Source organism: Enterobacter sp. SCRI0065 (assembly GCF_059766475.1).
The window spans coordinates 34048-59058 of the sequence record NZ_JCBAJB010000009.1; the positions used below are offsets into that span (position 1 = coordinate 34048).

Genomic DNA, 25011 nt, shown 5'->3' on the forward strand with positions numbered 1-25011 from the left:
AATCAAATAACAACAATGAAACATTGTTTCGTGTTACACAATATTTGTGAACTATATCACATTTGCTCTTTTATTCGCCAGACTTGTTGCCGTAGAAATGTGCTCTTTCTACCTTTTTTCAGGCGCAGGATGTGGATTGCAGAATATATCTTTGCAGGCTAATAGATGACTTGAACGTTTCTTTATATAAAATTCATCGGGATAGGTGAAATCGATACCGTTAGCGGCTCTCTGTACAATATTTACAGTATTAATACTATGGATTATGCTTGAACGGACAATTAAATATACGCGCAGTTAATAACTCAGGCCTTTGAATTTATTATTTTTTATTAGTCTTTGTCATTTATTTTTCACACATGCATGCTCTTTTTGTACATAAATATGCGATGTCAGGAAAATATTCGCCGTTAATTTCTATTCGAGTTCTGAGCTATTCGTTGCGTCCGGTTTTTATCATTCAATGGCCTGCGAATAAAAATGATGAAAGTAACACGCCGCGAAATTGTTAATGACAGCATGCAGGCTTTGCATGCTTTAGCAAAACTGATGCCGCTACTGACATCGCAGAATTCATTGTCTGAGATGCTGGACACCATCAACCGTTCGTTGGGCTCAACGCTCGCGTGGGTCAGCGTTGATGATGATGCGGGTTTGCCGCGCATCATCTGTGCCGGGGAGGTTGCCTGTCATTCTTACGACGTCACCGAATTTCTGGCCAGTACCGTAATGCAGCGCCATCATCGTTCATGGCGCGCCATCTACTGGAAAGAAAAGGTTGGCAGAGCGTTATTTGCGCCCCAGCACCCCAGCTATGAGCAACTACAAAGCGGTGTTTTATGTAAGCTCACTTCCCGTGACGGGCGCTGCGGCGGCTATTTCTTTCTCGCCTTTTCACAGCGCTTATTGACCTTGCCGATTCTAAAAAACATCGTCGTGGTGTTGGTGGAGAAGCTAAAAGATTACTTCGCAGAAATGATCTCCCGAGAGCGAACGGCTCATGAGATGCAACGCGTGGTGACTCAGTACAAAACCTTGTTCGAACGCGCCCCAGTGTTGATGAATTCCTTTGATCGACTCAATCGTTGCGTACTCTGGAATGCTGAATGCGAAAAAGTGTTCGGCTGGAATATGACGGAAATTAATCAGTATGCCGATCCGCTGGCACTGTTTTATCCCGACCCTGAAGACCGACGGCGGGTGCGTGATTCAATTCATTTATCCCCGCTTAAAGATATGTATGAATGGCGTCCGCTGCGAAAAGATGGCACACAGCTCACCGTTTTGTGGTCGAACATTCTGTTGCCGGATGGCTCTGTTCTGAATATTGGCCTTGATATCACCGAGCGCAAGAAAGCGGAACAACAGTTGACGTTGAAAGCCACCATGGATGACCTGACCGGATGCTTCAATCGCTCTGCGATTTTGCAGCAGCTAAAAGCGACGCTGGAGAAGCACCAGCGGAAAGAGGCTAACAGCCAATTTTGTGTGCTCATGTTTGATTTGGATTACTTCAAGCAGATTAATGATGAGTGGGGGCATCAGGTGGGAGATACGGCGTTAATTCATTTCTGCGATCGTATTCGTGAGTTAAGCCCCATCAATTCCGCACTGGGCCGGGTTGGCGGCGAAGAATTTTTACTGCTGTTATCACATGCAGACGGTGAGGCGGCGATGGCGCTGTCGACCAATTTGCGTCGAGCGCTGTTTACCCGCCCGTTACTTGTGGGGGATAAAACGCTAATGCTTTCCTTTAGTGCGGGCGTGGTGGAAGTCAGCCACGGCCAGCGTGATACCTCTACATTGCTTACGCGGGCGGATAAAGCGTTATATGACGCAAAGCGTAGCGGAAGAGGAAAAACGGTTATCTCTGTTGATTATTTATAAATCACTCGCCAGGAGTCAATACCGTCAAATAGTATGAAAATTCATGATCCTGTTGCGAATTTTTCATGCTGTTGTAAGTTTGGCTTAATCAATGATCCTCTGTTGTGTTAACTTAAAACCCATCGGTTAGACTGGATAAATATTTTCCTTAATAAAAACGGGACGCATACTTTTAGTTTGAGTTACGGACAAATATTATCGGCATAACTCACTTTGTAAATTTTAATACTAAAAGTCAGTTGCTAACTTCGCATGATTCATGCAACGTAATCACCTGTTTATCAAAGCATCCGGCCTTCATTACTACAGGCACACAAAATGCAGGGATATGGGGCGGAAATGAATCGTAGCGCGCAGCGCAAGATGCTGAGGGTCGTAGGGATCATCATGGTAGTTATGCTGCCGGTGATGCTTGCGCTATGGTTTGCCCAATTACGCGCGGTCACCGAAACCAGCAGTCAGCTCCGAACCTTTGCGCAACTCGCTTTAGATAAAACTGAACTCGTTATTGAACAAGTTGATTTAGCTCGCAACGCCGCAGAAAAATATCAAGGCGAACGTTGTACTCCCGAACATCGGCAATATATGTTGAACGTGGTTCGTGGTCGCCTCTATGTGGCTGATTTAATATATGCAGACGGTCAACGATTTCTTTGTTCCACGGTTTCAACCCCCGACCAACCCTATTTGATCCCAACCCCAAATTACACCCGCAAGCCTGACGTTTCTATCTATTATTTCCGCGATACGCCGTTTTTCGCTGGTTATAAAATGACATATATGCAGCGCAGGAATTATGTAGTAGTGGTCAATCCACTTTCCTACAGTGAAGTCATGTCGACCGATCATTCTCTGGTCTGGGGTGTATATGACACGGTGACGAATGCCTTTTTTTCCGTTAGTCCCCAGGCCGATATTTCTTTATTACATTCATTGTTAGGAAATGCAGAACACGCATTTCAAAGCAATGGTCGATTTTACACCAGCGTCAATTCAACCAAGCGGCCTATTGCCGCCATCGTCTCTACTTCGAATACGCGCTTTTATGACGTTCTATATCATCAGGCAACGCTGACGCTGCCGCTGGGGATGATTTGCAGCATTATTATCTTGCTGGTGTGGTCGCGAACCCATCGTGAGTTTAATTCCCCAGGGCGTTTATTGCACCGGGCACTTAATAAGCGGCAGCTGTGTGTGCACTATCAGCCCATTATCGATATTAAAAATAACCGCTGCGTGGGTGCCGAAGCGTTACTGCGATGGCCAGGGTTTAATGGGCCAGTGATGAGCCCAGTCGAGTTTATCCCGTTGGCCGAAAAAGAGGGGATGATTGAGCGTATTACCGATTACGTCGTCGAAGAAGTCTTCAACGATCTGGGCCATTTTCTGGGGGCTAATCCGCATCTTTATATCTCGATTAACCTGTCGGCCTCTGATTTCCACTCCTCGCGCCTGATTGCTCTTATCTCGGATAAAGCCCGCTATTACTCGGTTCGCGCGCAACAGATCAAAATTGAAGTCACGGAACGCGGGTTTATTGACGTGCCAAAAACGACACCTGTGATTCAGGCCTTCCGTCAGGCGGGTTACGAAGTTGCGATCGACGATTTTGGTACAGGGTATTCCAACCTGCACAACCTCTACTCGTTGAACGTGGATATCCTGAAAATCGACAAATCGTTTATCGATACGCTAACCACAAACAGCACGAGCCACCTGATTGCTGAGCACATCATTGAGATGGCGCAAAGCTTGCGCCTGAAAACCATCGCGGAAGGGGTGGAAACGGCGGAACAGGTGACGTGGCTACTGAAGCGTGGCGTCCAGTACTGTCAGGGATGGCATTTTGCGAAGGCCATGCCGCCGCAGGAATTTATGACCTGGCAGCAGCACCCTGTTCACGGTCTGGCTCCGCGCACCCGTTAGTTTAACTGGTGGCGGTAATCGCTGGGTGTGCGATCAAACTCGCGGCGGAAGACCCGTGAGAAGGTTTGTTGCGACACATATCCGAGATCCATCGCGATATCAAAAATCGGACGTTGCGTGCTACGCAGCGCCTGCGCGGCCAGCAATAAACGGCGCTGGCGGATGTAATCGCCCAACGTCTGATGCATAACGGCACGGAACATTCGTTGCAGGTACCATTTCGAATAGCCCGACTTTTTAGCGACTACGTCGATGTTTAACGGTTGGTCGATATGCTCATCCATCCATTCAATCAGTGTCTGAATAATTTGCTGATGCGACATAAGGTTGCCCCTCTTTAAATATCACTTTCTCAGTTGATTCGTCGTTTTCTCTGTGGGCGAGTATAATTCCTCAAGTTAACTTGAGGTAAAGAGGTTTTATGGAAAAGAGATTGCCGAGAATTAAAGCGCTATTAACCCCAGGTGAAGTCGCAAAGCGTAGCGGTGTGGCGGTATCCGCGCTGCATTTCTATGAAAGCAAAGGGTTAATTAAAAGTATCCGCAATACGGGCAATCAGCGCCGCTATACGCGTGATGTGCTGCGCTATGTGGCGATTATCAAAATTGCCCAACGCATTGGGATCCCGCTGGCGACGATCAGTGATGCGTTCGGGGTGCTACCTGAAGGACACTCACTGAGTGCCAAAGAGTGGAGAGAGCTCTCTTCGCAATGGCGTGAGGAGCTGGACAGGCGCATTCATACGCTCGTGGCACTGCGTGACGAACTGGACGGGTGCATCGGTTGCGGGTGTCTGTCTCGTAGCGATTGTCCGTTGCGAAACCCTGGCGATAAGTTGGGCGAGTTAGGCACCGGCGCGCGTCTGCTGGAAGAGGATTAAAAAAACTAAAGCGCCACACGAGGGCGCTTTAGTTTATTCCCGGTCTTTGTCTTTCTCTCTATCCCGCTGGTTCACGGGAGGGTTTCCCCCGACATCAGCACCCCTCATGTCGAGAAAGTTGGGGAGGTTCCGGTTTGTGCTGACACTTTAATTCTATGTCTAACCCCTGTTTTCGCCAGTCATTACGTTCACTATTTAGCCAAAATTTTTTCGCGGAGTTGTGCAATTTTCTATAGTTAGTGGGTATGTCTTACAGGAGAAAGCCATGTTAACGGTCCACCATCTTAATCAGTCTCGCTCCCAACGCGTGATTTGGGCGCTCGAAGAACTGTCCTTGCCGTACCAGATTGTGCGCTACCAGCGCGAAAAGACCATGATGGCTCCCCCATCACTGAAGAAAGTACACCCGCTGGGCAAATCACCGGTTGTTGAAGACAATGGCCTCATCCTCGCTGAATCAGGTGCGATTCTGGAGTATTTACAGGAAACCTACGATTCTGAATCGCATCTTAAACCCCAGGATGCCGCGCAGAAAATCCAGTACCGTTTTTGGCTGCATTACGCCGAAGGATCGCTAATGCCGCTGATGTTAATGAAGCTGATTTTCGCCAGTCTCGGAAAGCCGCCGGTTCCCTTCGGACTTCGGACGCTGGGCAAAGTGTTGGGGCAAGGTGTGCAAAAAGCCTGGCTGAATCCTCAACTCGAAACGCATGCGCGATATCTTGAATCTCATCTCAGCGAAAATAGCTGGTTTGCGGGCCAGCATCTCAGCATGGCGGATATTCAGATGAGTTTTCCGGTATTCGCGCTACTGGCGCGAGGAGGGATCGACAATCTTCCGCATCTGCATGCCTGGAAGAAAAAGGTCGAAATGCGTCCGGCATGGCAGCGTGCAATCCAGCAAGGTGGCCCGTTTGAAATCCCCGGGTAAGCGCAAATTGTTATCAAATTGCGCATCAACGATAACGTTTGCGCATCCTCTGGTTAATTCTTCATCATTGCAGGGGAATATTAACGAAAAACGGCAAAGTTAACTTGAAAAGGCCGTGGATGAGGCTAGATAATCGTTTGCCTTAACTTCACTACCCGTTTTGTCAACGCGGAGCTAAACGTTTGCTTTTTTTGCGACGCCCCTTTTTTGTCGCAAACGCAGCACAAGGATATGACGTTTCGCTGGCAGTGGAATGTCCACCACGTTGACAAACGAACGATAAAAACTCTCAGGGGATGTTTTCTATGTCTACGCCTTCAGCGCGTAATGGCGGTTCACTCGACGCCATGTTTAAAATTTCTGCTCGCGGTAGCACCGTACGTCAGGAAGTTGTCGCCGGTCTTACTACGTTTCTGGCGATGGTGTATTCCGTTATTGTCGTACCAGGCATGTTGGGCAAAGCGGGCTTCCCGCCTGCGGCAGTGTTTGTGGCGACCTGTCTGGTTGCGGGCGTGGGTTCCATTGTGATGGGCCTGTGGGCGAATCTGCCGCTGGCTATTGGCTGCGCCATCTCTCTGACGGCGTTCACCGCATTTAGTCTGGTATTGGGCCAGCATATCAGCGTGCCGGTTGCGCTGGGTGCCGTGTTCCTGATGGGGGTTCTGTTCACCATTATCTCTGCGACCGGCATTCGTAGCTGGATCTTGCGTAACCTGCCGCAGGGCGTGGCGCACGGTACGGGCATCGGTATTGGCCTGTTCCTGCTGCTGATTGCCGCAAACGGCGTGGGTCTGGTGGTCAAGAACCCGCTGGACGGTCTGCCGGTTGCCATGGGTCACTTTGCCAGCTTCCCGGTGATCATGTCGCTGATTGGCCTGGCGGTCATTATCGGCCTGGAAAAACTGAAAGTGCCTGGCGGTATCCTGCTGACCATTATTGGGATTTCCATCGTCGGCCTGCTTTTCGATCCGAGCGTGCATTTCTCCGGCGTGTTTGCCATGCCTTCGCTGAGCGATGCTAACGGCAATTCCCTGATTGGCAGCCTTGATATCGTGGGCGCGTTGAATCCGATCGTTCTGCCAAGCGTACTGGCGTTAGTCATGACGGCGGTCTTCGATGCTACCGGGACTATCCGCGCGGTCGCAGGCCAGGCCAATCTGCTTGATAAAGACGGCCAGATTATTGATGGCGGCAAAGCGCTCACCACCGACTCCCTGAGCAGCGTATTCTCCGGCCTGGTCGGTGCAGCGCCAGCGGCGGTGTATATCGAATCGGCGGCGGGTACCGCGGCGGGCGGCAAAACGGGTCTGACAGCGATCATCGTGGGCGTGCTGTTCCTGTTGATTCTGTTCCTGTCTCCGCTTTCCTATCTGGTCCCGGTTTACGCAACCGCACCTGCGTTGATGTACGTTGGTCTGCTGATGCTGAGCAACGTCGGCAAAATCGACTTTGCTGACTTTGTTGATGCGATGTCAGGGCTGATTACTGCGGTCTTCATCGTGCTGACCTGCAACATCGTGACCGGCATTATGATCGGTTTCGCCTCGCTGGTGATTGGTCGCGTGGTATCGGGTGAATGGCGCAAGCTGAACATCGGTACGGTAGTGATCGCCATTGCGCTGGTTGCATTCTACGCGGGTGGTTGGGCAATCTGATTTTTAACCAAACTTGCGAAAACGGGTGGCTTAGGCCGCCCGTTTTTATTTTCGGACCACATCTCGTTGCCATTTGCGTTACTCTGGATAGGGTAAAATAGGAGCACGACGCTTCAGGTTTTAGACAATAAGAAACACGCAAACAGGGAACGCATGGAAATTTTCTTCACAATACTCATCATGACCCTCGTGGTCTCACTTTCCGGGGTAGTTACCCGCGTACTACCCTTCCAGTTACCCCTCCCGCTGATGCAAATTGCTATCGGTGCGCTGCTGGCATGGCCGACGTTTGGCCTGCACGTGGAGTTCGATCCCGAGCTGTTCCTCGTGCTGTTCATCCCGCCGCTGCTGTTTGCCGACGGCTGGAAAACGCCCACGCGAGAATTCCTTGAGCATGGGCGAGAGATCTTTGGTCTGGCACTGGCGTTGGTTGTCGTCACGGTGGTCGGGATAGGCTTCCTGATTTACTGGATTGTGCCGGGCATTCCGTTGATTCCCGCCTTTGCGCTGGCGGCCGTGCTGTCACCAACCGATGCGGTGGCGCTTTCCGGTATCGTTGGCGAAGGCCGCATTCCGAAGAAGATCATGGGTATTTTGCAGGGTGAGGCGCTAATGAACGACGCCTCTGGCCTGGTCGCGCTCAAGTTCGCCGTCGCCGTGGCGATGGGCACCATGATCTTTACCATTGGCGGTGCCACCGTTGAATTCTTCAAAGTTGCGATCGGCGGTATCCTCGCCGGGTTCGTGGTGAGCTGGCTGTACGGTCGCTCACTGGGCTTCCTCAGCCGTTGGGGCGGTGATGAACCGGCGACGCAAATTGTCCTGCTGTTCCTGCTGCCATTTGCCTCTTATCTGATTGCAGAACATATCGGCGTGTCGGGCATTCTGGCGGCGGTCGCAGCAGGGATGACCATCACCCGCGCGGGTGTGATGCGCAGGGCGCCGCTGGCGATGCGTCTGCGTGCGAACAGCACCTGGGCGATGCTCGAATTTGTCTTTAACGGCATGGTGTTCCTGCTATTGGGCCTGCAACTGCCGGGTATTCTGGAATCTTCACTGGTGGCCGCAGAAGCCGACCCGAACGTCGAAACCTGGATGCTATTCACCGATATCGTGCTGATTTACGTGGCGCTGATGGTGGTGCGTTTCGGCTGGTTGTGGACGATGAAGAAGTTCAGCATGCGCTTCCTGACCAAAAAGCCCATGGAGTTTGGTTCGTGGACCACGCGTGAGCTGCTGATTGCTTCTTTCGCAGGCGTGCGCGGCGCAATTACTCTGGCCGGTGTGCTCTCCATCCCGCTGCTGCTGCCGACCGGAGACGTCTTCCCGGCGCGCTACGAGCTGGTATTTCTGGCGGCGGGCGTGATTCTGTTCTCACTGTTTATCGGCGTGGTGATGCTGCCTATTTTGCTGCAACATCTGGAAGTGGCAGACCATTCTCAACAGCATAAAGAAGAGCGAATCGCCCGCGCCGCGACCGCAGAGGTGGCGATTGTGGCGATCCAGAAAATGGAGGAGCGTCTTGCCGCCAATGCCGAAGAGAATATCGACGATCAGCTGTTGAAAGAGGTCAGTTCGCGTGTGATCGGTAACCTGCGCCGTCGCGCTGACGGGCGTAACGATGCGGAAAGCTCGCTGCTCGAAGAGAACCTGGAGCGCCGTTTCCGCCTGGCGGCTCTGCGCTCCGAGCGCGCCGAGCTGTATCATCTGCGTGCAACGCGTGAGATAAGCAACGAGACGCTGCAAAAGCTACTGCACGATCTGGACCTGCTGGAAGCGTTGTTGATAGAGAATTAATAGTGCATTTTTGCCCCTCGCCCCTAAGGGGAGAGGGGTTGAGGTGAGGGGTTAGGGGAAACCCAAAACCCCTCGCAGCACGTCAGCCACGCCTGTGCGCTGTGCGACAAATACACACCCTCGCGCCAAATCATTCCCAGCTGCCAGTGCAGATCGCTTTCCAGCGGGATCCAGCGCAGCGTATTTTTATCCAGCCGTTCGCAGATGGGCTGCGGCAAAATCGCAATGCCGACGCCCGCCTGTACCATCGCCGCCAGGAAGTCCCACTGACCGCTGCGCACCGCGATACGCGGCTTGACGCCATGCTGGTTAAATAGCTGCATTAGCTGGCGGCTCAGGGCAAAATCTTCGTTGTAAATCAGCAGGGGATGCTCGGCTAACCGCTCGGGTTTGACGGTATCAATGTGCATCCAGTCGCCTGAACGAGGCACCAATACGCACAGTGGATGACTAAAGAGCGACAGCGTCGCCAGGCCGCTGTCTTCTTCGACGGGCAGGGCGGTCATCGCCAGATCCAGCTCGCCATTCATCACCGCCTGCTGAACGGTTAAGCCGCCAAATTCAGATATTTTCAATTCAACGCCGGGGTAGCGCTGGCGAAACAGGCTGATAGGCCCGGCCATCATCATACCGACCATGGGCGGAATACCCAGGCGCAGCAGGCCTTTATTCAGATGATTGATGTCGCCCAGCTCGGCCTCAAGCTGGCGAAATTCCGCCAGAATCGCCAGCCCGCGCTCGAAAACCACGCGGCCAGTATCGGTGAGCAAAAGCTTGCGCCCGTCGCGAATCAGCAGGGTGCAGTTCAGTTCGTCTTCGAGGTTTTTCAGCATCTTGCTGATGGTGGGCTGGGTGACAAATAACTTCTCCGCTGCGCGAGTAAAACTCTGCTGGCGAACCACTTCGACAAAATAGCGCAGCGTTCTTATGTCCATGATTATTCCTTGAAACTATACCTTCGATGATTTTAATTCATTTCTGTCCATGACGTGCGCTCTCTATACTGGCGCTTCATCTCATTTCTGAGGAAATCACCCATGGCCGTGGCGTTAAGTCGTGTTACGCCTGCCGTTGTGCAACGACTCCAGGTACCGGTTCAGGTACTGCTGTATGCAGGTCTTTTCGTTTTTGCGGAATATCTCGTCACCTGGCTGCATCTCCCGCTGCCCGCCAATCTGGTGGGAATGATGTTAATGCTGTCGCTGATTGTCTGCCGCGTTATCCCTCTGAAATGGGTCCGGGCAGGTGCGCGCTGGTTGCTGGCCGAAATGCTGCTGTTTTTTGTCCCTGCGGTGGTGGCGGTCGTGAATTATGCGCAACTGCTGATGGTCGACGGCTGGCGCATTTTCGCGGTGATCGCGCTCAGCACTTTGATGGTGTTAGGCACCACGGCGTGGGTGGTGGATAAAGTGTATCGTTTTGAAATCAGCAGGCACAAACATGACTAACTTTCAGGTCAGTGTTTTATGTCTTATCGCCACGCTGGTTATCTATTTTGCTAATAAACGCCTGTATCGCCGTTTTCATAAACTGCCGCTTATGCCGCTGGTCTTCACCCCCATTTTGCTGGTGTTGATGCTGCTGATGGGACACATCTCCTGGCAAAACTACATTGGTGAGTCGCACTGGTTACTGTGGTTGCTCGGCCCGGCAACCATCGCTTTTGCCGTACCGGTTTACGACAACCTTGCGATTATCAAACGTCACTGGATGTCGCTGAGCGCAGGCGTGGTCACCGCAACGGTGGTGGCGGTGACCAGTTCCGTCTGGCTGGCGCGCTTATTCACGTTGTCTGATGAAATTCAGCGCAGTCTGGCAGTTCGCTCCGTGACCACGCCGTTTGCGCTGGCAGCAGCCAAACCGCTCGGCGGTCAGCCCGATCTGGTGGCGCTGTTCGTCGTGGTGACCGGTGTGTTTGGCATGGCGGTAGGGGATATTCTGTTTTTACGTCTGTCTATTTGTGAAGGAATGGCGAAAGGCGCAGGGTTTGGTGCGGCGTCACACGGTGCTGGAACCGCGCGTTCCTACGAATTGGGTCCGCAGGAAGGTGTTGTCGCAAGCCTGGTAATGATGTTATCCGGCGTTGTGATGGTGCTGATAGCGCCGCTGGTGGCGTGGGTGATGTTCTGAACGTCCCCGGCCAGAACGGCCGGGGAGATATGTGGATTAATGCGCGCGGCCCTGATCGATACCGAGACCGGTTTGAGAACGAATAAACTGGGCGCGGAACTTGTCACGCTCCAGGTTTCCTTCCGCTGAATTATCGGTGGCCGAGAAGAACCAAATTCCAATAAACGCCACGGCAATGGAGAACAGCGCCGGGTATTCGTACGGGAAGATAGCTTTTTCGTGACCGAGGATTTGTACCCAAATAGTCGGGCCAAGGATCATCAGAATCACCGCCGTCAGCAGGCCGAGCCAGCCGCCGATCATCGCGCCACGGGTAGTCAGTTTCGACCAGTACATGGAGAGCAGGATAATCGGGAAGTTACAGCTCGCCGCAATCGAGAAGGCCAGTCCCACCATAAAGGCGATGTTTTGGTTTTCGAACAGGATACCCAGCAGAATCGCCACCACGCCCAGAATCAGCACCGTGATTTTAGACACTCGCAGCTCCTGACGCTCGGTCGCACCTTTACGCCATACGTTGGCATAGAGATCGTGCGAAACCGCCGAGGCGCCCGCCAGCGTCAGGCCAGCGACCACCGCCAGAATGGTGGCGAAGGCCACGGCAGAGATAAAGCCAAGGAACAAGTTGCCGCCAACCGCATCAGCCAGATGCACAGCCGCCATGTTATTCCCGCCAATCAGCGTGCCTGCGGCATCTTTAAACGCCGGGTTTGCACCCACCAGCATGATCGCGCCAAAGCCGATGATAAAGGTCAGGATATAGAAGTAACCCATAAAACCGGTGGCGTAGAACACGCTTTTACGCGCTTCACGGGCATCTGACACAGTGAAGAAGCGCATCAGAATGTGCGGCAAGCCTGCGGTACCAAACATCAGACCGAGGCCGAGCGATAGCGCGGATATCGGATCTTTCACTAGCCCGCCGGGGCTCATGATCGCTTCGCCTTTCGGGTGAACGGCCATGGCCTGGGTAAACAGGTTATTGAAGCTAAAGCCGACGTGCTTCATCACCATAAAGGCCATAAAACTTGCGCCAAACAGCAGCAGAACCGCTTTGATGATTTGTACCCAGGTGGTGGCGAGCATACCGCCAAACAGCACGTACATCACCATCAGCACGCCGACCAATACTACGGCGATGTGATAGTTCAGGCCGAAAAGCAGCTGAATCAGCTTACCGGCACCCACCATTTGGGCTATCAGATACAGCGCCACGACCACCAGCGAACCGCAGGCGGACAAGGTACGAATTGGCCCCTGTCTCAGACGATAAGAAGCCACGTCGGCAAAGGTATAACGACCGAGGTTGCGCAGGCGTTCGGCGATCAGGAAAAGGATAATCGGCCAGCCAACCAGGAAGCCGAGTGAGTAAATCAGCCCATCGTAGCCGGAGGTATACACCAGCGCGGAAATCCCGAGGAACGATGCGGCGGACATAAAATCGCCCGCAATCGCCAGTCCGTTCTGGAAACCGGTAATGTTGCCGCCCGCCGTGTAGTAATCATTACGCGAGCGCACGCGCTTTGACGCCCAGTAGGTGATGTACAACGTCAGCAGCACGAAAATCAGGAACATGATAATCGCCTGCCAGTTAGTTGGCTGGCGTTGAACCGCGCCTGTAATCGCGTCGGCAGCGTGAGCCGCGAAAGGAAGTGTGGCGGCTAGCGCCGTCAGGACTCGCTTCATTGTGCTTTTACCTCACGCAGAACTTCTTTATTAAGACGATCAAATTCCCCGTTCGCGCGCACGACGTATACGCCGGTCAGCACAAATGAAATCACGATCACGCCAATCCCAATTGGAATGCCGCGCGTCACGCTGGTACCCGCGTGCAGCGGCGTGCCGAGCCAGTGTGGTGCAAAGGCAATTAGCAGAATAAAGCCAACGTAAATAATCAGCATGATGATAGACAGCGTGAAGGCAAACCGTTGCCGTTTTTCGACGAGCTCCCTGAAGTGCGCACTGTTTTCTATCCGTTGATAAATGTTTTCATTCATCACAGAACTCTCCAAAGGTAAGGTTTTTTTGTTTTAATGCCCTCTCCCCTATGAGGAGAGGGCCAGGTGAGAGGGATTACGATGGCATCGCGATGGCCTGCTTCTCTTCGAGCAATTTCTCCACCACGCCAGGATCCGCGAGCGTCGAGGTGTCGCCGAGATTACTGGTATCACCGGCAGCAATTTTGCGCAGAATACGGCGCATAATCTTGCCGGAGCGGGTTTTAGGCAGCGAGTCGGTCCAGTGCAGAACGTCCGGCGTGGCAAGCGGGCCAATCTCTTTACGCACCCAGTTACGCACTTCGGTATACAGCGCTGGCGACGGCTCTTCGCCGTGGTTCAGCGTGACATAAGCGTAAATGGCCTGGCCTTTAATGCTGTGCGGAATGCCGACCACTGCCGCTTCGGCGATCTTCGGATGCGACACCAGCGCCGATTCAATCTCTGCGGTGCCCAGACGGTGGCCGGAGACGTTCAGTACGTCGTCCACGCGCCCGGTTATCCAGTAATATCCGTCTTCATCACGACGCGCTCCGTCACCGCTAAAGTACATGTTTTTAAAGGTCGAGAAGTAGGTCTGCTCGAAGCGATCGTGATCGCCAAACAAGGTCCGCGCCTGGCCCGGCCATGAGTCGGTGATGACCAGATTGCCTTCGGTCGCACCGTCCAGCACGTTGCCTTCGTTATCAACAAGCGCGGGTTGGACGCCAAAGAACGGACGAGTTGCCGAACCGGCTTTCAGCTGAGTGGCACCCGGCAGCGGGGTGATCATAAATCCGCCGGTTTCGGTCTGCCACCAGGTATCAATCACCGGGCATTTCTCGTTACCGATTTTTTTCCAGTACCACTCCCACGCTTCCGGGTTAATCGGCTCACCGACGGAGCCCAGAATACGCAAAGAAGAACGGTCGGTGCCTTCGATAGCCTTGTCGCCTTCCGCCATCAATGCACGGATCGCGGTAGGTGCGGTGTAGAGAATATTGACCTGATGCTTGTCGACCACCTGGCTCATGCGCGCCGGTGTTGGCCAGTTTGGCACACCCTCGAACATCAGCGTGGTCGCGCCGCACGCCAGCGGGCCGTAAAGCAGGTAACTGTGGCCAGTCACCCAGCCCACGTCAGCGGTACACCAGTAGACTTCGCCCTGATGGTAATCAAAGACATACTTAAAAGTGGAGGCTGCATAAACGAGGTAGCCGCCAGTGGTGTGCAAGACACCTTTCGGCTTGCCGGTCGAGCCGGAGGTATAGAGGATAAACAGCGGATCTTCCGCGTTCATCTCTTCAGGCTGATGCTGGTCGCTGGCTTTTTCAATCAGGTCGCTCCACCACAGGTCGCGGCCTTCTTTCCATTCCACGCTGCCGCCAGTGCGTTTGAGCACCACGACGTTGCTGATGGTTTTGACGTTCGGATTTTTCAGTGCTTCGTCGACGTTTTTCTTCAGCGGGATGCTGCGCCCGGCGCGTACGCCTTCATCAGCGGTAATCACCAGCTTTGAGTTTGAATCGACGATGCGCCCGGCCACCGCTTCCGGCGAGAAGCCACCAAAAATAACGGAATGCACAGCACCAATGCGGGCGCAGGCCAGCATCGCCACGGCGGCTTCCGGCACCATGGGCATATAAATCGCGACCACGTCGCCTTTCTTAATGCCTTGCTCCAACAGGACGTTGGCAAAACGGCAGACGTCGCGGTACAGCTCTTTATAGGTAATGCGTTTGCTCTGAGAGGCGTCGTCGCCTTCCCAGATAATGGCCGTTTCATTGCCGCGCTCGGCAAGATGGCGGTCAAGACAGTTCGCCGCCAGGTTTAGCGTGCCGTCTTCATACCATTTGATAGAGACGTTACCCGGTGCGAATGAGGTGTTTTTGACCGTCTGATAGGGCGTGATCCAGTCAAGAATTTTACCCTGCTCGCCCCAGAAGGCGTCAGGGTGAGAAATGGACTGCTGATACTTCTCTTTATACTGCTCCGGATTAATCAGGCAATGGTCCGCAATGTTTGCGGGAATATCGTGTTTATGAATTTGGCTCATGGTTTTTATTCTCCTTGCGAGATGTTAATAATATGTCGCAAAAACGTTAATAGTAGGGGCTTTGGCAGCTTTGTTTGGTATTTGGGCGACAGATCACGCATTAAATGTATTGTATGAAAAATCAGCAAATGAAACTTTGAAGGGAAATAATTTATCCTGACGATTATTCACATTTGTAGAGAAAAAAGCGTTTTTATAACAAAAGGTTATTAATGGGGATTATTACAAATTAGCGTCATATGCCCTTTTTGCAGTGAAATGCCTCGTTCTTAAAGGCTTGCGCAGCATGCCGTGCAAATGATACTGATACGGCGCGTTAAAAAACTCCATAAACCAACGCAACACAATTCATGCCCTTTCAGTATGTTTCTTTCCTGTTATTTCTCCAGGAAGGATGCTTCATTGAGGAAGTCTGTTTATATGAAAAGTTTGAAAATCAGCCTTGCCTGGCAGATCTTAATTGCACTTGTGCTGGGTATCTTGCTGGGTAGTTATCTCCATTATCACAGTGACAGCCGCGAGTGGCTGGTGGTGAACATGCTGTCTCCTGCCGGGGATATCTTTATTCACCTCATCAAGATGATTGTCGTACCGATCGTTATCGCGACGCTAATTGTCGGTATTGCAGGCGTTGGCGATGCCAAGCAGCTTGGTCGTATTGGCGCAAAAACCATCCTTTATTTCGAAGTGATCACTACAGTTGCTATCATTCTCGGCATCACGCTGGCGAACGTGTTCCAGCCTGGGTCCGGGATTGATATGTCGCAGCTGGCGACGGTGGATATTTCGAAATACCAAAGCACAACAGCTGATGTGCAAAGCCATGCTCATGGCCTGATGGGAACCCTACTTTCGCTGGTGCCGACCAATATTGTGGCGTCGATGGCGAAGGGCGAAATGCTGCCGATCATCTTCTTCTCGGTACTGTTTGGTCTGGGGCTGTCATCCCTGCCCGCGACACACCGCGAGCCGCTGGTTACCGTATTCCGCTCTATCTCCGAGACCATGTTTAAAGTCACCCATATGGTGATGCGCTATGCGCCTGTCGGGGTATTTGCGCTGATTGCTGTCACCGTGGCGAACTTCGGTTTTGCCTCACTATGGCCGCTGGCAAAACTGGTGATTCTGGTACATTTCGCGATCCTGTTCTTCGCGCTGGTGGTACTGGGCCTGGTAGCGCGTCTCTGCGGGTTGAGGATCTGGATCCTAATTCGCATACTGAAAGACGAACTGATTCTGGCGTACTCCACGGCCAGCTCCGAAAGCGTGCTGCCGCGCATTATCGAGAAGATGGAAGCCTATGGCGCTCCGGCGTCAATCACCAGCTTTGTGGTGCCGACCGGCTATTCCTTTAACCTGGATGGTTCAACGCTCTATCAGAGTATTGCGGCGATATTTATCGCGCAGCTGTACGGTATCGATCTGTCGCTGTGGCAGGAAATCGTGCTGGTTCTGACGCTGATGGTGACTTCAAAAGGTATCGCAGGCGTGCCGGGCGTCTCGTTTGTGGTGCTGCTGGCGACGCTGGGTAGCGTGGGCATCCCGCTGGAAGGCCTGGCCTTTATTGCCGGTGTTGACCGTATTCTCGACATGGCGCGTACTGCGCTGAACGTGGTAGGAAATGCGCTGGCAGTGCTGGTTATTGCGAAGTGGGAACATCAGTTTGACCGCAAAAAAGCGATGGCTTACGAGCGTGAAGTATTAGGTCGTTTCGATAAAACGGCTGACCAGTAACCTTGTCTTTTCCCTCTCTCGCCAGAGAGAGGGAACGCGTTTACTCTCCGCTCAACGCATCAAACTCTTCGCATCCCGTATCAAACCCTTCGCTACAGCTCAGGTTAAACCAGTACAACGCTTTTTGTTTGTTGGGGGTGATAAACCCTTTTTCGCCCTGCTGGAACACCATGCCTGCCCAGTATTCGGCATAACCGGTACGAGACAGCGCAGAGCTGCGTTTTAACCAGGATTGCGCCTGCGCATCGTCCTGGGCCATCTCGACGCCGTTAGCGTAAATTAGCCCCAGTAGCATTTGCGCATCGACCGCTGAGTCGTTATCGATATCGTCGGTGGCGCTTTTCAGGAGTTCGATAGCCTGCGGATAATCTGTTTTCCCCGCCTGGGTATTCACCAGAATGCGCGCCAGCATGATCGCGCCGCGCTTGCTGCCCGCAATGGTCGCCTGCTGGGCGAGCGTTTTGGCCTGCGGGTAGTCAGCCTGCTTAAAATGGATTTGCGAGAGCAGCGCCATCGCATCGACATCGCCGCCTTTTGCGGCCTTCTCAGCCCACAGGCCAGCCTGTGCATCATCACCCGAACTGAAATACGTATCGGCCAGATAGTACTGCGCGCGTGCATCACCTGCTTCGGCCTGTGCTTTATACTGGCTGCCGATTTCATCGGCGCGGGCGAGAGTCGATATCAGGAATAACAGTAAAAAAATGGGTTTCATGGATTCTAATCATTTGGGTACATGTCGCGCAGTATAATAAAGAACCGCCGGAATGAAAAAGGGTGCGTTAAGACCTCCGCTTCCAGACTGGTAGGGCGGGTTTCCCCGCCCTTGAGCTTAGCCTGCAATACAGGCTAATTTAGCCGCCACCTCCTGATGTTCGCCTTTTATTGAAAGCTCGCATAACTTGCCGCGATGAATAAAAGAGAAAATCAAAATGGTCAGGCAAATAATACAGACAATGCCTAACGTTGTTTTTAATGGCGTCATGCCTTTTACTCCTTGCGAAATAAAGAATAAGAGGCTACTCTCAACCTGTTGGGAGTTGAGGGGTAGCCTCGGGTGAATGAAAATTTCCCGGGGCTTTCCACTTTCTGTCCCTCAACACGGCTTAAGACAGAAAGTCTTAAGCACCCGCCGCACATCTTATCTCTCTGAATCAAAATGCAAAGATGTAATTCATTTCTTCAATAATTACATCTTTTTTGCGAAGCGCATTCCATAATTAATATTGAAAAATATAATGTGAAATATATAAATAAAAATGGGATGAATAGTTCATCCCATTTGTTCATTGAACGCGTAATACTATTAACCCATGGCGCTTTCGCGCAAGCTGGCTTTTAGCTTCGTATATTCGTCAATCACATATTGCTCAGCAGAATGTTGATCGGCGATCGCTTCTACGCACACGGCACAATACTTATATTCCGGCGTTTTGGTTATCGGACTTAAGTTTTCCGTCACCAGCTCGTTACAAGCACCAATCCACCACTGATAAGTCATGTACACCGCCCCTTTATTCGGACGATCGCTGACCTGAGCACGAGTGATGATGCGGCCCTTACGCGAGCTAACCCATATCAGCGCTTCATCTTCGATACCTAACCGTTTGGCATCGGCGGTATTAATCTGCGCATAGCCAGGTTCATCAGCCAATGCTGCCAGCGCCGCGCAGTTACCGGTCATTGATCGGCACGAATAGTGGCCCACTTCGCGCACCGTCGAGAGTACCATCGGATACTCGTCGGTCAGCTTGTCGATAGGCGCGACCCAGTCGCAGGTAAAGAACTGCGCCAGCCCATTCGGGGTGTCGAACTTCTCGGCAAAGAGGTACGAGGTTCCCTGGTCAGCATCCGATTCATCACGACACGGCCACTGGATATACCCCAGCTCACCCATTTTGTCGTAGGTTGCACCGGTGAAATCAGGGCACAGGTTGCGCAGCTCATCCCAGATTTCCTGGGTGTTGTTGTAGCGCATCGGGTAGCCCATGCGGGTAGCGATTTCGCTGATAATCTGCCAGTCCGTTTTCAGATCCCACTTCGGCTCTACCGCTTTAAAGAAGCGCTGGAAGCCACGGTCTGCCGCGGTATAAACACCTTCATGCTCGCCCCATGACGTTGACGGCAATATCACATCCGCCGCCGCCGCGGTTTTGGTCATAAAGATATCCTGCACAATCACCAGCTCAAGATCTTCAAATCCTTTACGCACCGCAGACAGCTCGGCGTCGGTTTGCAGCGGATCTTCGCCCATGATGTAAGCCGCACGGACTTCACCATGCGCCGCACGATGCGGCAGCTCGCTGATGCGATAGCCAGTGTGCTCAGGCAAGCTTTCCACGCCCCAGGCTCTGGCGAATTTCTCGCGGTTTTCCGGGAACTTGACGTACTGATAGCCCGGATAGGTATCCGGCAGCGCGCCCATATCACAGGCACCCTGAACGTTATTCTGACCACGAACCGGGTTCACACCCACGTGCGGCTTGCCAAGGTTACCGGTCAGCATCGCGAGGCTGGTCAGTGAGCGCACGGTTTCCACGCCCTGATAGAACTGGGTTACACCCATGCCCCACAGAATGGACGCATTTTTCGCCGCGGCGTACATTCTTGCCGCCTGGCGGATTTCCTGTGCGCTAACGCCCGTGATCGTTTCGACCGATTCCGGCGTATAGCCTTCGACAATCTTGCGATACTCTTCAAAGCCCTCCGTACGGCTGGCGACAAACGCCGAGTCATACAGATTTTCTTCAATAATGACGTGACCCATCGCATTCAGCAGCGCGATGTTAGAGCCATTGCGTAACGCGATATGCATATCAGCAATGCGCGCAGTTTCGATTTTACGCGGATCGCAGACGATGATTTTCGCCCCGTTGCGCTTCGCATTAATCACGTGATTCGCCACGATCGGATGGGAATCCGCCGGGTTATAGCCGAAAATAAACACCAGATCGGTGTTGTCTATCTCGTTGATAGCATTGCTCATTGCGCCGTTACCGACCGATTGGTGCAGACCTGCAACCGATGGGCCGTGTCAGACGCGAGCGCAGCAGTCGACGTTATTGGTACCAATAACGGCGCGCGCGAATTTTTGCATTACATAGTTAGTTTCATTACCCGTCCCGCGCGATGAGCCAGTGGTCTGGATCGCATCCGGGCCGTACTTATCTTTGATGGCGCTCAGGCGAGTGGCGACGTAGTCCAGCGCCTCATCCCAGGAGACAGACTCCAGCTTGCCACCGCGTGCACGTCGGATCATCGGGGTTTTCAGACGGGGGGTCAGGATCTGGGTATCGTTAATAAAATCCCAGCCGTAGTAGCCTTTCAGGCACAAAGTCCCCTGATTGGTCTTACCCTGCGCAGCCTCCGCCCGGACGATTTTGCCGTTATCGACCACCAGGTTTATCTTGCAACCTGAGGCACAATAAGGGCAAACCGTGACGACTTTTTTCATCGGTCTCGCTCCAGTTAATCGATTCTTTCGCACCTATTATGCAGCTTCTATGCCATGTTTTTATTGTGGGTATCTCCTGACTTTACGGCTGATTTCTGGTCAAAACCCTGACGAAAAACAGACAATCGTCAAAATTGACGTGTCGATAGGCCAGCGGATGTGACATCGGTTGAAATTCCGTCATGGAAAAAAGAAATTGGCTGGAGCCGATTGCAGAATGGTTCAGACTTAACATAATCCCCTGACGGAAGCATGCGATGAAACCGGCGATCCTGGTGGTAGATGACGATACGGCAGTCTGCGAACTGCTACAGGATGTGCTCAACGAGCACGTTTTTGCCGTGCACGTTTGTCACAACGGCCTGGATGCTTTAGCGCTGGCCCAGTGTGAGCCCGGCATCGCTCTGGTGTTGCTCGATATGATGCTGCCGGATATCAATGGTCTACAGGTGTTGCAGCAGTTGCAGAAATGGCGGCCCGAATTGCCGGTGATCATGCTGACCGGGCTGGGTAGTGAATCTGACGTGGTGGTGGGGCTTGAGATGGGTGCGGATGATTACATCGGTAAACCTTTTAACTCCCGCGTCGTCGTTGCCAGGGTCAAAGCGGTGCTGCGTCGTATGGGGGCGCTGGCGGCAGAACCGACCGCGCCGCGCGTTTCCGGTATCGGCTTCAATGGCTGGACGCTGGACACCGAGCGGTGTGAGTTAATCGACGCTCAGCGCAACGCTGTGCCGTTAACTCAGGGTGAATATGGGCTCCTGCTCGCACTGGCGCAGAACGCCCGCCGGGTACTGAGCCGCGAACAACTGCTTGAGCTCACCCACAGTGAAAGCGCAGAGGTGTTCGATCGCACCATCGATGTGCTGATTATGCGTCTTCGCCGCAAAATCGAGATCAATCCTCACCAACCTCTGCTGATCAAAACCATCCGCGGGCTGGGCTACGTCTTTGCTGCCGACGTGTCCCATAGCGATAAAGCAGCCTAAGCGTTGTCGTGGATAAACAGCTTCAGTTCCTCAAGCGTTTTGGCGCCATCAATGGCATTTGCCGCCAGTAAACTTGCCCGTGCGCAGGCGTGCGCGAGCTGAATACTCTCCGGCAGCGACCAGCTCTCGTGGCAGCCGTATAAAAAGCCCGCGCAAAAGGCATCGCCCGCGCCGACGCTGCCGATGATCTCTTCCTGCATCAGCGGTCTGGACGAGATCCACTGGCCCGGCTCGCCGGGTACTTCGCCCCAGGCACCTTCAGGACTGTGAATAACGACCCGCTTTTTAACGCCCGCGGCTAAAAGCTGCGTGGCCGCCAGCGCGATATGGTCAATATTTGGCGCATCGGTGTGATCGCGCATCTCCAGTCCGCTAAATTCCCCGGCCTCCAGTTCGTTGATCACCAGATAATCCACATAGCGTAGGGCAGGGAGTACCAGCGGCTGATAGCGCGGATCGCCCTTGCGGGACACCAGATCGAGCGAGGTTTCATATCCCTGGTCGCGCATTTGCGCCAGCAGGCGCGCGCTGCGGGTACCAAATTCGTCGTCCGGCATATCCAGGCTGTCGAGCAGTAGCAGATACCCCAGATGGAAGATCTTCATGCCCGGATCCAGCCTATCGAAGGCCGGTAGGTCCAGCAGGCGGTTGGCGGCGGGTGAGTGGAAGAACGTACGCTGCCCGCTGGGATCGGTCATCACCTGTGACATTGACGTGGGGGAGAAAGTTGTGCGCTGCACCCGCTGACGGTTGACGTGATACTGGTCGAGCATCGCCATGATATAGTCGCCGTCGCCATCTTCCCCAATAAGGCCAACGGCCTGTAGCGGCAGGCCAACGTGCATTTTCGCCAGCGTCAGCAGCACGTTAAGCGGCGCGCCGCCGGTTGCCCGCTCGCTGTGAACAATCTCTGCCAGCCAGCCGCGCTCCGGCCACTGCACAATCTGATGCACATGATCGACCAGCATATTGCCCGCCGCGATGATCCCTTTTCGTTCCATCACGCTTGCCCCGCGCTACCAAAAATACGCATCTGCTCAGAAACGGTATCGGTAATCGCCTCTTCGATGCCCAGCAACAGCTCGGCGAACTCATCATAAATGGGCTGACGATGAGTGATTCGGTGCTCAACGGATGCCAGCGCGGCCTGCGACATGCCGGTATAGAAATTGATTTTATGAATGCCAAGCTCAATGGCGCGACGGAAATCGGCATCGCTAATGCCCGAGCCGCCGTGCAACACCAGCGGCAGGCCGGTTTGCTGGCGAATGGCGTCAAGACGCGGGAAATCGAGCTTCGGTTCGCCCTTATATTTGCCGTGTGCATTGCCGATAGCGACCGCCAGGGCGTCGATTCCGGTCTGATCAACAAACTCGCGTGCCAGAGCGGGATCGGTGAAATAGGCCTCGTCGGCGTGACCGTACAGCGCACCGCCTTCGTCACCGCCGACAGCACCCAGCTCGGCTTCTACCGATACGCCAACCGCGTGACACATTTTCACGACTTCGCGGGTCTGGCGAATATTTTCTTCATAGCTCAGGGTCGAGCCGTCAAACATCACGGAGCTGAATCCTAAGCGCAGTGCCCGCACCACCGCCTCAAAATGCAGGCCGTGATCGAGATTGAGCACCACCGGAATATCATGGCGTGCGGCTTCAAACCTCACTGCTTCCACCAAGGAATCGAGCGAAAGATACTTAAAATGCACTTCGGCGATGTTGATAATAAAGGGCGATCGTTCCTGCTTTGCGGCGGCAAACAGGGCGCGCAGAAAGTGCGAGTCGAGCACGTTAAACGCCCCGAGTGCGTAGTGGTGTTCACGGGCATGTTCCAGCCCGGCGGCAAGAGAAATAAGCGGCATCATTCACTCCTTATGTGCGAAACAGGCTGTACTCATTACACAGCACCAGCACCGCCGGTTCGTCTTCTTCAATGTCGTTAAAGCGTAAGCACGGCTGTAAAAAATGGTTGTCGTGATCGTCATCGTTCACCGAGGACACTTCGCCAACCAGCATGTCGCCAAAGCCTCGCTCGCCCCAAAAGCTGTGATAAAGCCCCGGCGTCAGACAGATACTTTCCCCTGGCTGGAGGCGCAACTGACTGCCTGACGCATGCGTCTGAAAGCAGCCGTCAACGCTGACGGTGACGTCGGTGGCTTGCGTTTCTTCATGCGCGCCGGCATTCCAGAGTTCAATAATGAGATTGCCGCCGCCGCGATTAATAATGTCCTCGCGCTTGCGCCAGTGAAAATGCATTGGCGTCACCTGCCCGTCACGGACGTGCATGATTTTTTCGGCGTAGCACTTTTCGTAAGGCGTGCCGTTGGGCGACCCGTTACGCAGTGCAAAAAGCGTTAGCCCCTGTGCGGCGAAGTTCTCCCCGCCAAAAGCCGTCACGTCCCAGCCGAGCTTCAGGTCGAACACTTCGCGCCACGCGTGGTGGTCAAGCTGTTGCCATTGGGTCGGCGGAAAGCTGGCAAACGGCGGCAAATGCACATCATGTTTTGAGAAAAACTGTCGTGTATGGCCGAGGATTTCGTTGATGTCGGAGCGTTTCATGTGGACTCCTTAAGTGAATGTGCGCGCTGTGCCCCTCTCCCCAAAGGAGTGAGGGGCATCAGACCGCACCAACCTTATTTAACCGTCCAGCCCTTATAGTTCGCGACGCTCTTTTTATCGATCATCGTCACCGGGATCAGCACGGGTTCTTTCGGTGCTGATTTACCCTGCAAAATGTCATAGCCAATCTCGACCGCTTTGGCTGCCATCACCTGCGGATCCTGCGCTGGCGTTGCGACAAACAGCGAGTTCTCGCGCTTGAGCGCCTCTTCCCCGTCCGGTGAACCATCTACGCCGACGATAAAGAATTCGTTACGCTGCGCCTGTTTTGCGGCCAGATCGGCACCGATCGCGGTCGGATCGTTAATCGCAAACACGCCGTCGATCTTCGGATTGGCCGCCAGCAGCGCGGTCATCACTTCCAGGCCGCCTTCACGGCTGCCTTTGGCGTTTTGGTTGTAGGACAGCACCTTAATCCCCGGATGGCGCTTAAATTCGGTCTGACAACCTTCCACACGGTTTTGCACCGCAGACACCGGCGGTCCGTTGATGATCACCACGTCGCCTTTCCCTTTCAGACGGTCGGTGATGTATTTACAGGCCATCTCGCCCGCCTGAGTGTTATTGGAGGTGATCGTTGCATCGGCCCCTTCGGCCGCCACGTCAACTGCCACCACCACGATCCCCGCCTCTTTCGCGCGTTTCACCGCCGGGCCGATCCCTTTGGAGTCCGCAGCGTTAAGGATGATCATGTCCACTTTTGCCGCGATAAAGTTGTCGATTTGCGCCACCTGCTGGCCCAAATCGTACCCGCTGGAAACCAGCGTCACTTTGACGTTATCGCCCGCCAGCTTGCGCGCTTCTAGCTCTGCGCCTTTGGTTATCTGCACGAAGAACGGGTTCGCCAGATCGCCCACCGTCACGCCGATGGATTTCAAATCTTTTGCCTGCGCAAACGGAGCGGAGGCAAGCAGTGCGCCAGCACAGAGCGCGGTAACGAGAGGTTTCAAACGCATGTTGTATTCCTCGAAGCTGTAG

22 protein-coding genes are annotated in these 25011 nt (G+C 53.4%); 10 read left to right on the plus strand and 12 right to left on the minus strand.

The features are described 5' to 3' along the window. Window positions 1-483: 483 nt before the first annotated feature. Window positions 484-1887: a sensor domain-containing diguanylate cyclase gene (locus tag AC6EMZ_RS19320; RefSeq protein ID WP_498404478.1), complete on the plus strand. Its 1404-nt coding sequence runs from the start codon at window positions 484-486 to the stop codon at window positions 1885-1887. Between the two features lie 339 nt (window positions 1888-2226). After that, complete coding sequence (gene pdeC / locus AC6EMZ_RS19325; protein ID WP_498404375.1) at window positions 2227-3813, plus strand: cyclic di-3',5'-guanosine monophosphate phosphodiesterase PdeC; 1587 nt, start codon at window positions 2227-2229, stop codon at window positions 3811-3813. Here the strand turns inward: pdeC and soxS are convergent. Beyond that, window positions 3810-4136, minus strand: a complete 327-nt coding sequence (gene soxS, locus AC6EMZ_RS19330) for a superoxide response transcriptional regulator SoxS (protein WP_498404376.1) — start codon at window positions 4134-4136, stop codon at window positions 3810-3812. The genes pdeC and soxS overlap by 4 nt on opposite strands. A 98-nt stretch (window positions 4137-4234) precedes the next feature. Between soxS and soxR the strand changes: the two genes are divergently transcribed. The 4 genes from soxR to AC6EMZ_RS19350 all read left to right on the plus strand — a co-directional run bounded on the left by soxR (window position 4235) and on the right by AC6EMZ_RS19350 (window position 9076). Beyond that, a complete protein-coding gene (gene soxR / locus AC6EMZ_RS19335) occupies window positions 4235-4693 on the plus strand; it encodes a redox-sensitive transcriptional activator SoxR (protein ID WP_498404377.1) in 459 nt (152 codons plus the stop codon). 265 nt (window positions 4694-4958) lie between these two features. Continuing rightward, complete coding sequence (locus tag AC6EMZ_RS19340; protein ID WP_498404378.1) at window positions 4959-5624, plus strand: glutathione S-transferase family protein; 666 nt, start codon at window positions 4959-4961, stop codon at window positions 5622-5624. Window positions 5625-5929: 305 nt separating this feature from the next. Further along, window positions 5930-7279, plus strand: coding sequence for a guanine/hypoxanthine transporter GhxP (ghxP, locus tag AC6EMZ_RS19345; protein ID WP_498404379.1), 1350 nt, complete (start codon window positions 5930-5932; stop codon window positions 7277-7279). Window positions 7280-7432: 153 nt separating this feature from the next. Continuing rightward, entirely contained in the window at window positions 7433-9076 is a 1644-nt protein-coding gene (locus AC6EMZ_RS19350) for a Na+/H+ antiporter (RefSeq protein WP_498404380.1), read from the plus strand. A 23-nt stretch (window positions 9077-9099) separates the two neighbouring features. Here AC6EMZ_RS19350 and AC6EMZ_RS19355 read toward each other — a convergent pair whose 3' ends face one another. Beyond that, the gene (locus tag AC6EMZ_RS19355) at window positions 9100-10011 is read right to left on the minus strand and encodes a LysR family transcriptional regulator (RefSeq protein WP_498404381.1); all 912 of its coding nucleotides are present in this window, start codon (window positions 10009-10011) and stop codon (window positions 9100-9102) included. 102 nt (window positions 10012-10113) lie between these two features. Here AC6EMZ_RS19355 and AC6EMZ_RS19360 point away from each other — a divergent pair, with 102 nt between their 5' ends. Both AC6EMZ_RS19360 and AC6EMZ_RS19365 read left to right on the plus strand, forming a co-directional pair. After that, window positions 10114-10524, plus strand: a complete 411-nt coding sequence (locus AC6EMZ_RS19360) for a CidA/LrgA family protein (protein WP_498404382.1) — start codon at window positions 10114-10116, stop codon at window positions 10522-10524. Beyond that, window positions 10517-11206 carry an LrgB family protein gene (locus tag AC6EMZ_RS19365; protein WP_498404383.1) on the plus strand — a complete coding sequence of 230 codons (690 nt, stop codon included), beginning with the start codon at window positions 10517-10519 and terminating at the stop codon, window positions 11204-11206. Before AC6EMZ_RS19360 ends, AC6EMZ_RS19365 begins: the two co-directional genes overlap by 8 nt. 36 nt (window positions 11207-11242) lie before the next feature. Here AC6EMZ_RS19365 and actP read toward each other — a convergent pair whose 3' ends face one another. The 3 genes from actP to acs form a co-directional block, all read right to left on the minus strand. Further along, a complete protein-coding gene (actP, locus tag AC6EMZ_RS19370) occupies window positions 11243-12892 on the minus strand; it encodes a cation/acetate symporter ActP (protein WP_498404384.1) in 1650 nt (549 codons plus the stop codon). Next, the gene (locus tag AC6EMZ_RS19375) at window positions 12889-13203 is read right to left on the minus strand and encodes a DUF485 domain-containing protein (RefSeq protein ID WP_498404479.1); all 315 of its coding nucleotides are present in this window, start codon (window positions 13201-13203) and stop codon (window positions 12889-12891) included. The genes actP and AC6EMZ_RS19375 overlap by 4 nt, the downstream gene beginning before the upstream one ends. A gap of 76 nt (window positions 13204-13279) precedes the next feature. Next, a complete protein-coding gene (acs, locus tag AC6EMZ_RS19380; protein ID WP_498404385.1) occupies window positions 13280-15238 on the minus strand; it encodes an acetate--CoA ligase in 1959 nt (652 codons plus the stop codon). 420 nt (window positions 15239-15658) lie between these two features. Here acs and gltP point away from each other — a divergent pair, with 420 nt between their 5' ends. After that, window positions 15659-16972, plus strand: coding sequence for a glutamate/aspartate:proton symporter GltP (gene gltP, locus AC6EMZ_RS19385; protein WP_498404386.1), 1314 nt, complete (start codon window positions 15659-15661; stop codon window positions 16970-16972). 40 nt (window positions 16973-17012) lie between these two features. Here gltP and AC6EMZ_RS19390 read toward each other — a convergent pair whose 3' ends face one another. The 3 genes from AC6EMZ_RS19390 to fdhF all read right to left on the minus strand — a co-directional run bounded on the left by AC6EMZ_RS19390 (window position 17013) and on the right by fdhF (window position 20426). Beyond that, complete coding sequence (locus AC6EMZ_RS19390; RefSeq protein WP_498404387.1) at window positions 17013-17687, minus strand: tetratricopeptide repeat protein; 675 nt, start codon at window positions 17685-17687, stop codon at window positions 17013-17015. 117 nt (window positions 17688-17804) lie between these two features. Next, on the minus strand, window positions 17805-17957 hold the full coding sequence (locus AC6EMZ_RS19395; protein ID WP_498404388.1) for a Hok/Gef family protein: 153 nt from the start codon (window positions 17955-17957) through the stop codon (window positions 17805-17807). A gap of 321 nt (window positions 17958-18278) precedes the next feature. Then, entirely contained in the window at window positions 18279-20426 is a 2148-nt protein-coding gene (gene fdhF, locus AC6EMZ_RS19400) for a formate dehydrogenase subunit alpha (RefSeq protein WP_498404389.1), read from the minus strand. Between the two features lie 257 nt (window positions 20427-20683). On the opposite strand from fdhF, the gene AC6EMZ_RS19405 reads away from it, so the two are divergent. Next, complete coding sequence (locus tag AC6EMZ_RS19405) at window positions 20684-21415, plus strand: response regulator transcription factor (RefSeq protein WP_498404390.1); 732 nt, start codon at window positions 20684-20686, stop codon at window positions 21413-21415. On the opposite strand, the gene AC6EMZ_RS19410 is transcribed toward AC6EMZ_RS19405, so the two are convergent. From AC6EMZ_RS19410 to AC6EMZ_RS19425, 4 genes are all read right to left on the minus strand, one after another. Next, complete coding sequence (locus AC6EMZ_RS19410; protein WP_498404480.1) at window positions 21412-22416, minus strand: carbohydrate kinase family protein; 1005 nt, start codon at window positions 22414-22416, stop codon at window positions 21412-21414. The two genes, AC6EMZ_RS19405 and AC6EMZ_RS19410, sit on opposite strands and share 4 nt — an antisense overlap. Then, on the minus strand, window positions 22416-23276 hold the full coding sequence (locus AC6EMZ_RS19415; RefSeq protein ID WP_498404481.1) for a ketose 1,6-bisphosphate aldolase: 861 nt from the start codon (window positions 23274-23276) through the stop codon (window positions 22416-22418). Before AC6EMZ_RS19415 ends, AC6EMZ_RS19410 begins: the two co-directional genes overlap by 1 nt. 10 nt (window positions 23277-23286) lie before the next feature. Beyond that, a complete protein-coding gene (locus tag AC6EMZ_RS19420) occupies window positions 23287-23973 on the minus strand; it encodes a D-lyxose/D-mannose isomerase (protein WP_498404391.1) in 687 nt (228 codons plus the stop codon). 74 nt (window positions 23974-24047) lie between these two features. Further along, window positions 24048-24989: an ABC transporter substrate-binding protein gene (locus AC6EMZ_RS19425; protein WP_498404392.1), complete on the minus strand. Its 942-nt coding sequence runs from the start codon at window positions 24987-24989 to the stop codon at window positions 24048-24050. Window positions 24990-25011: the final 22 nt, after the last annotated feature.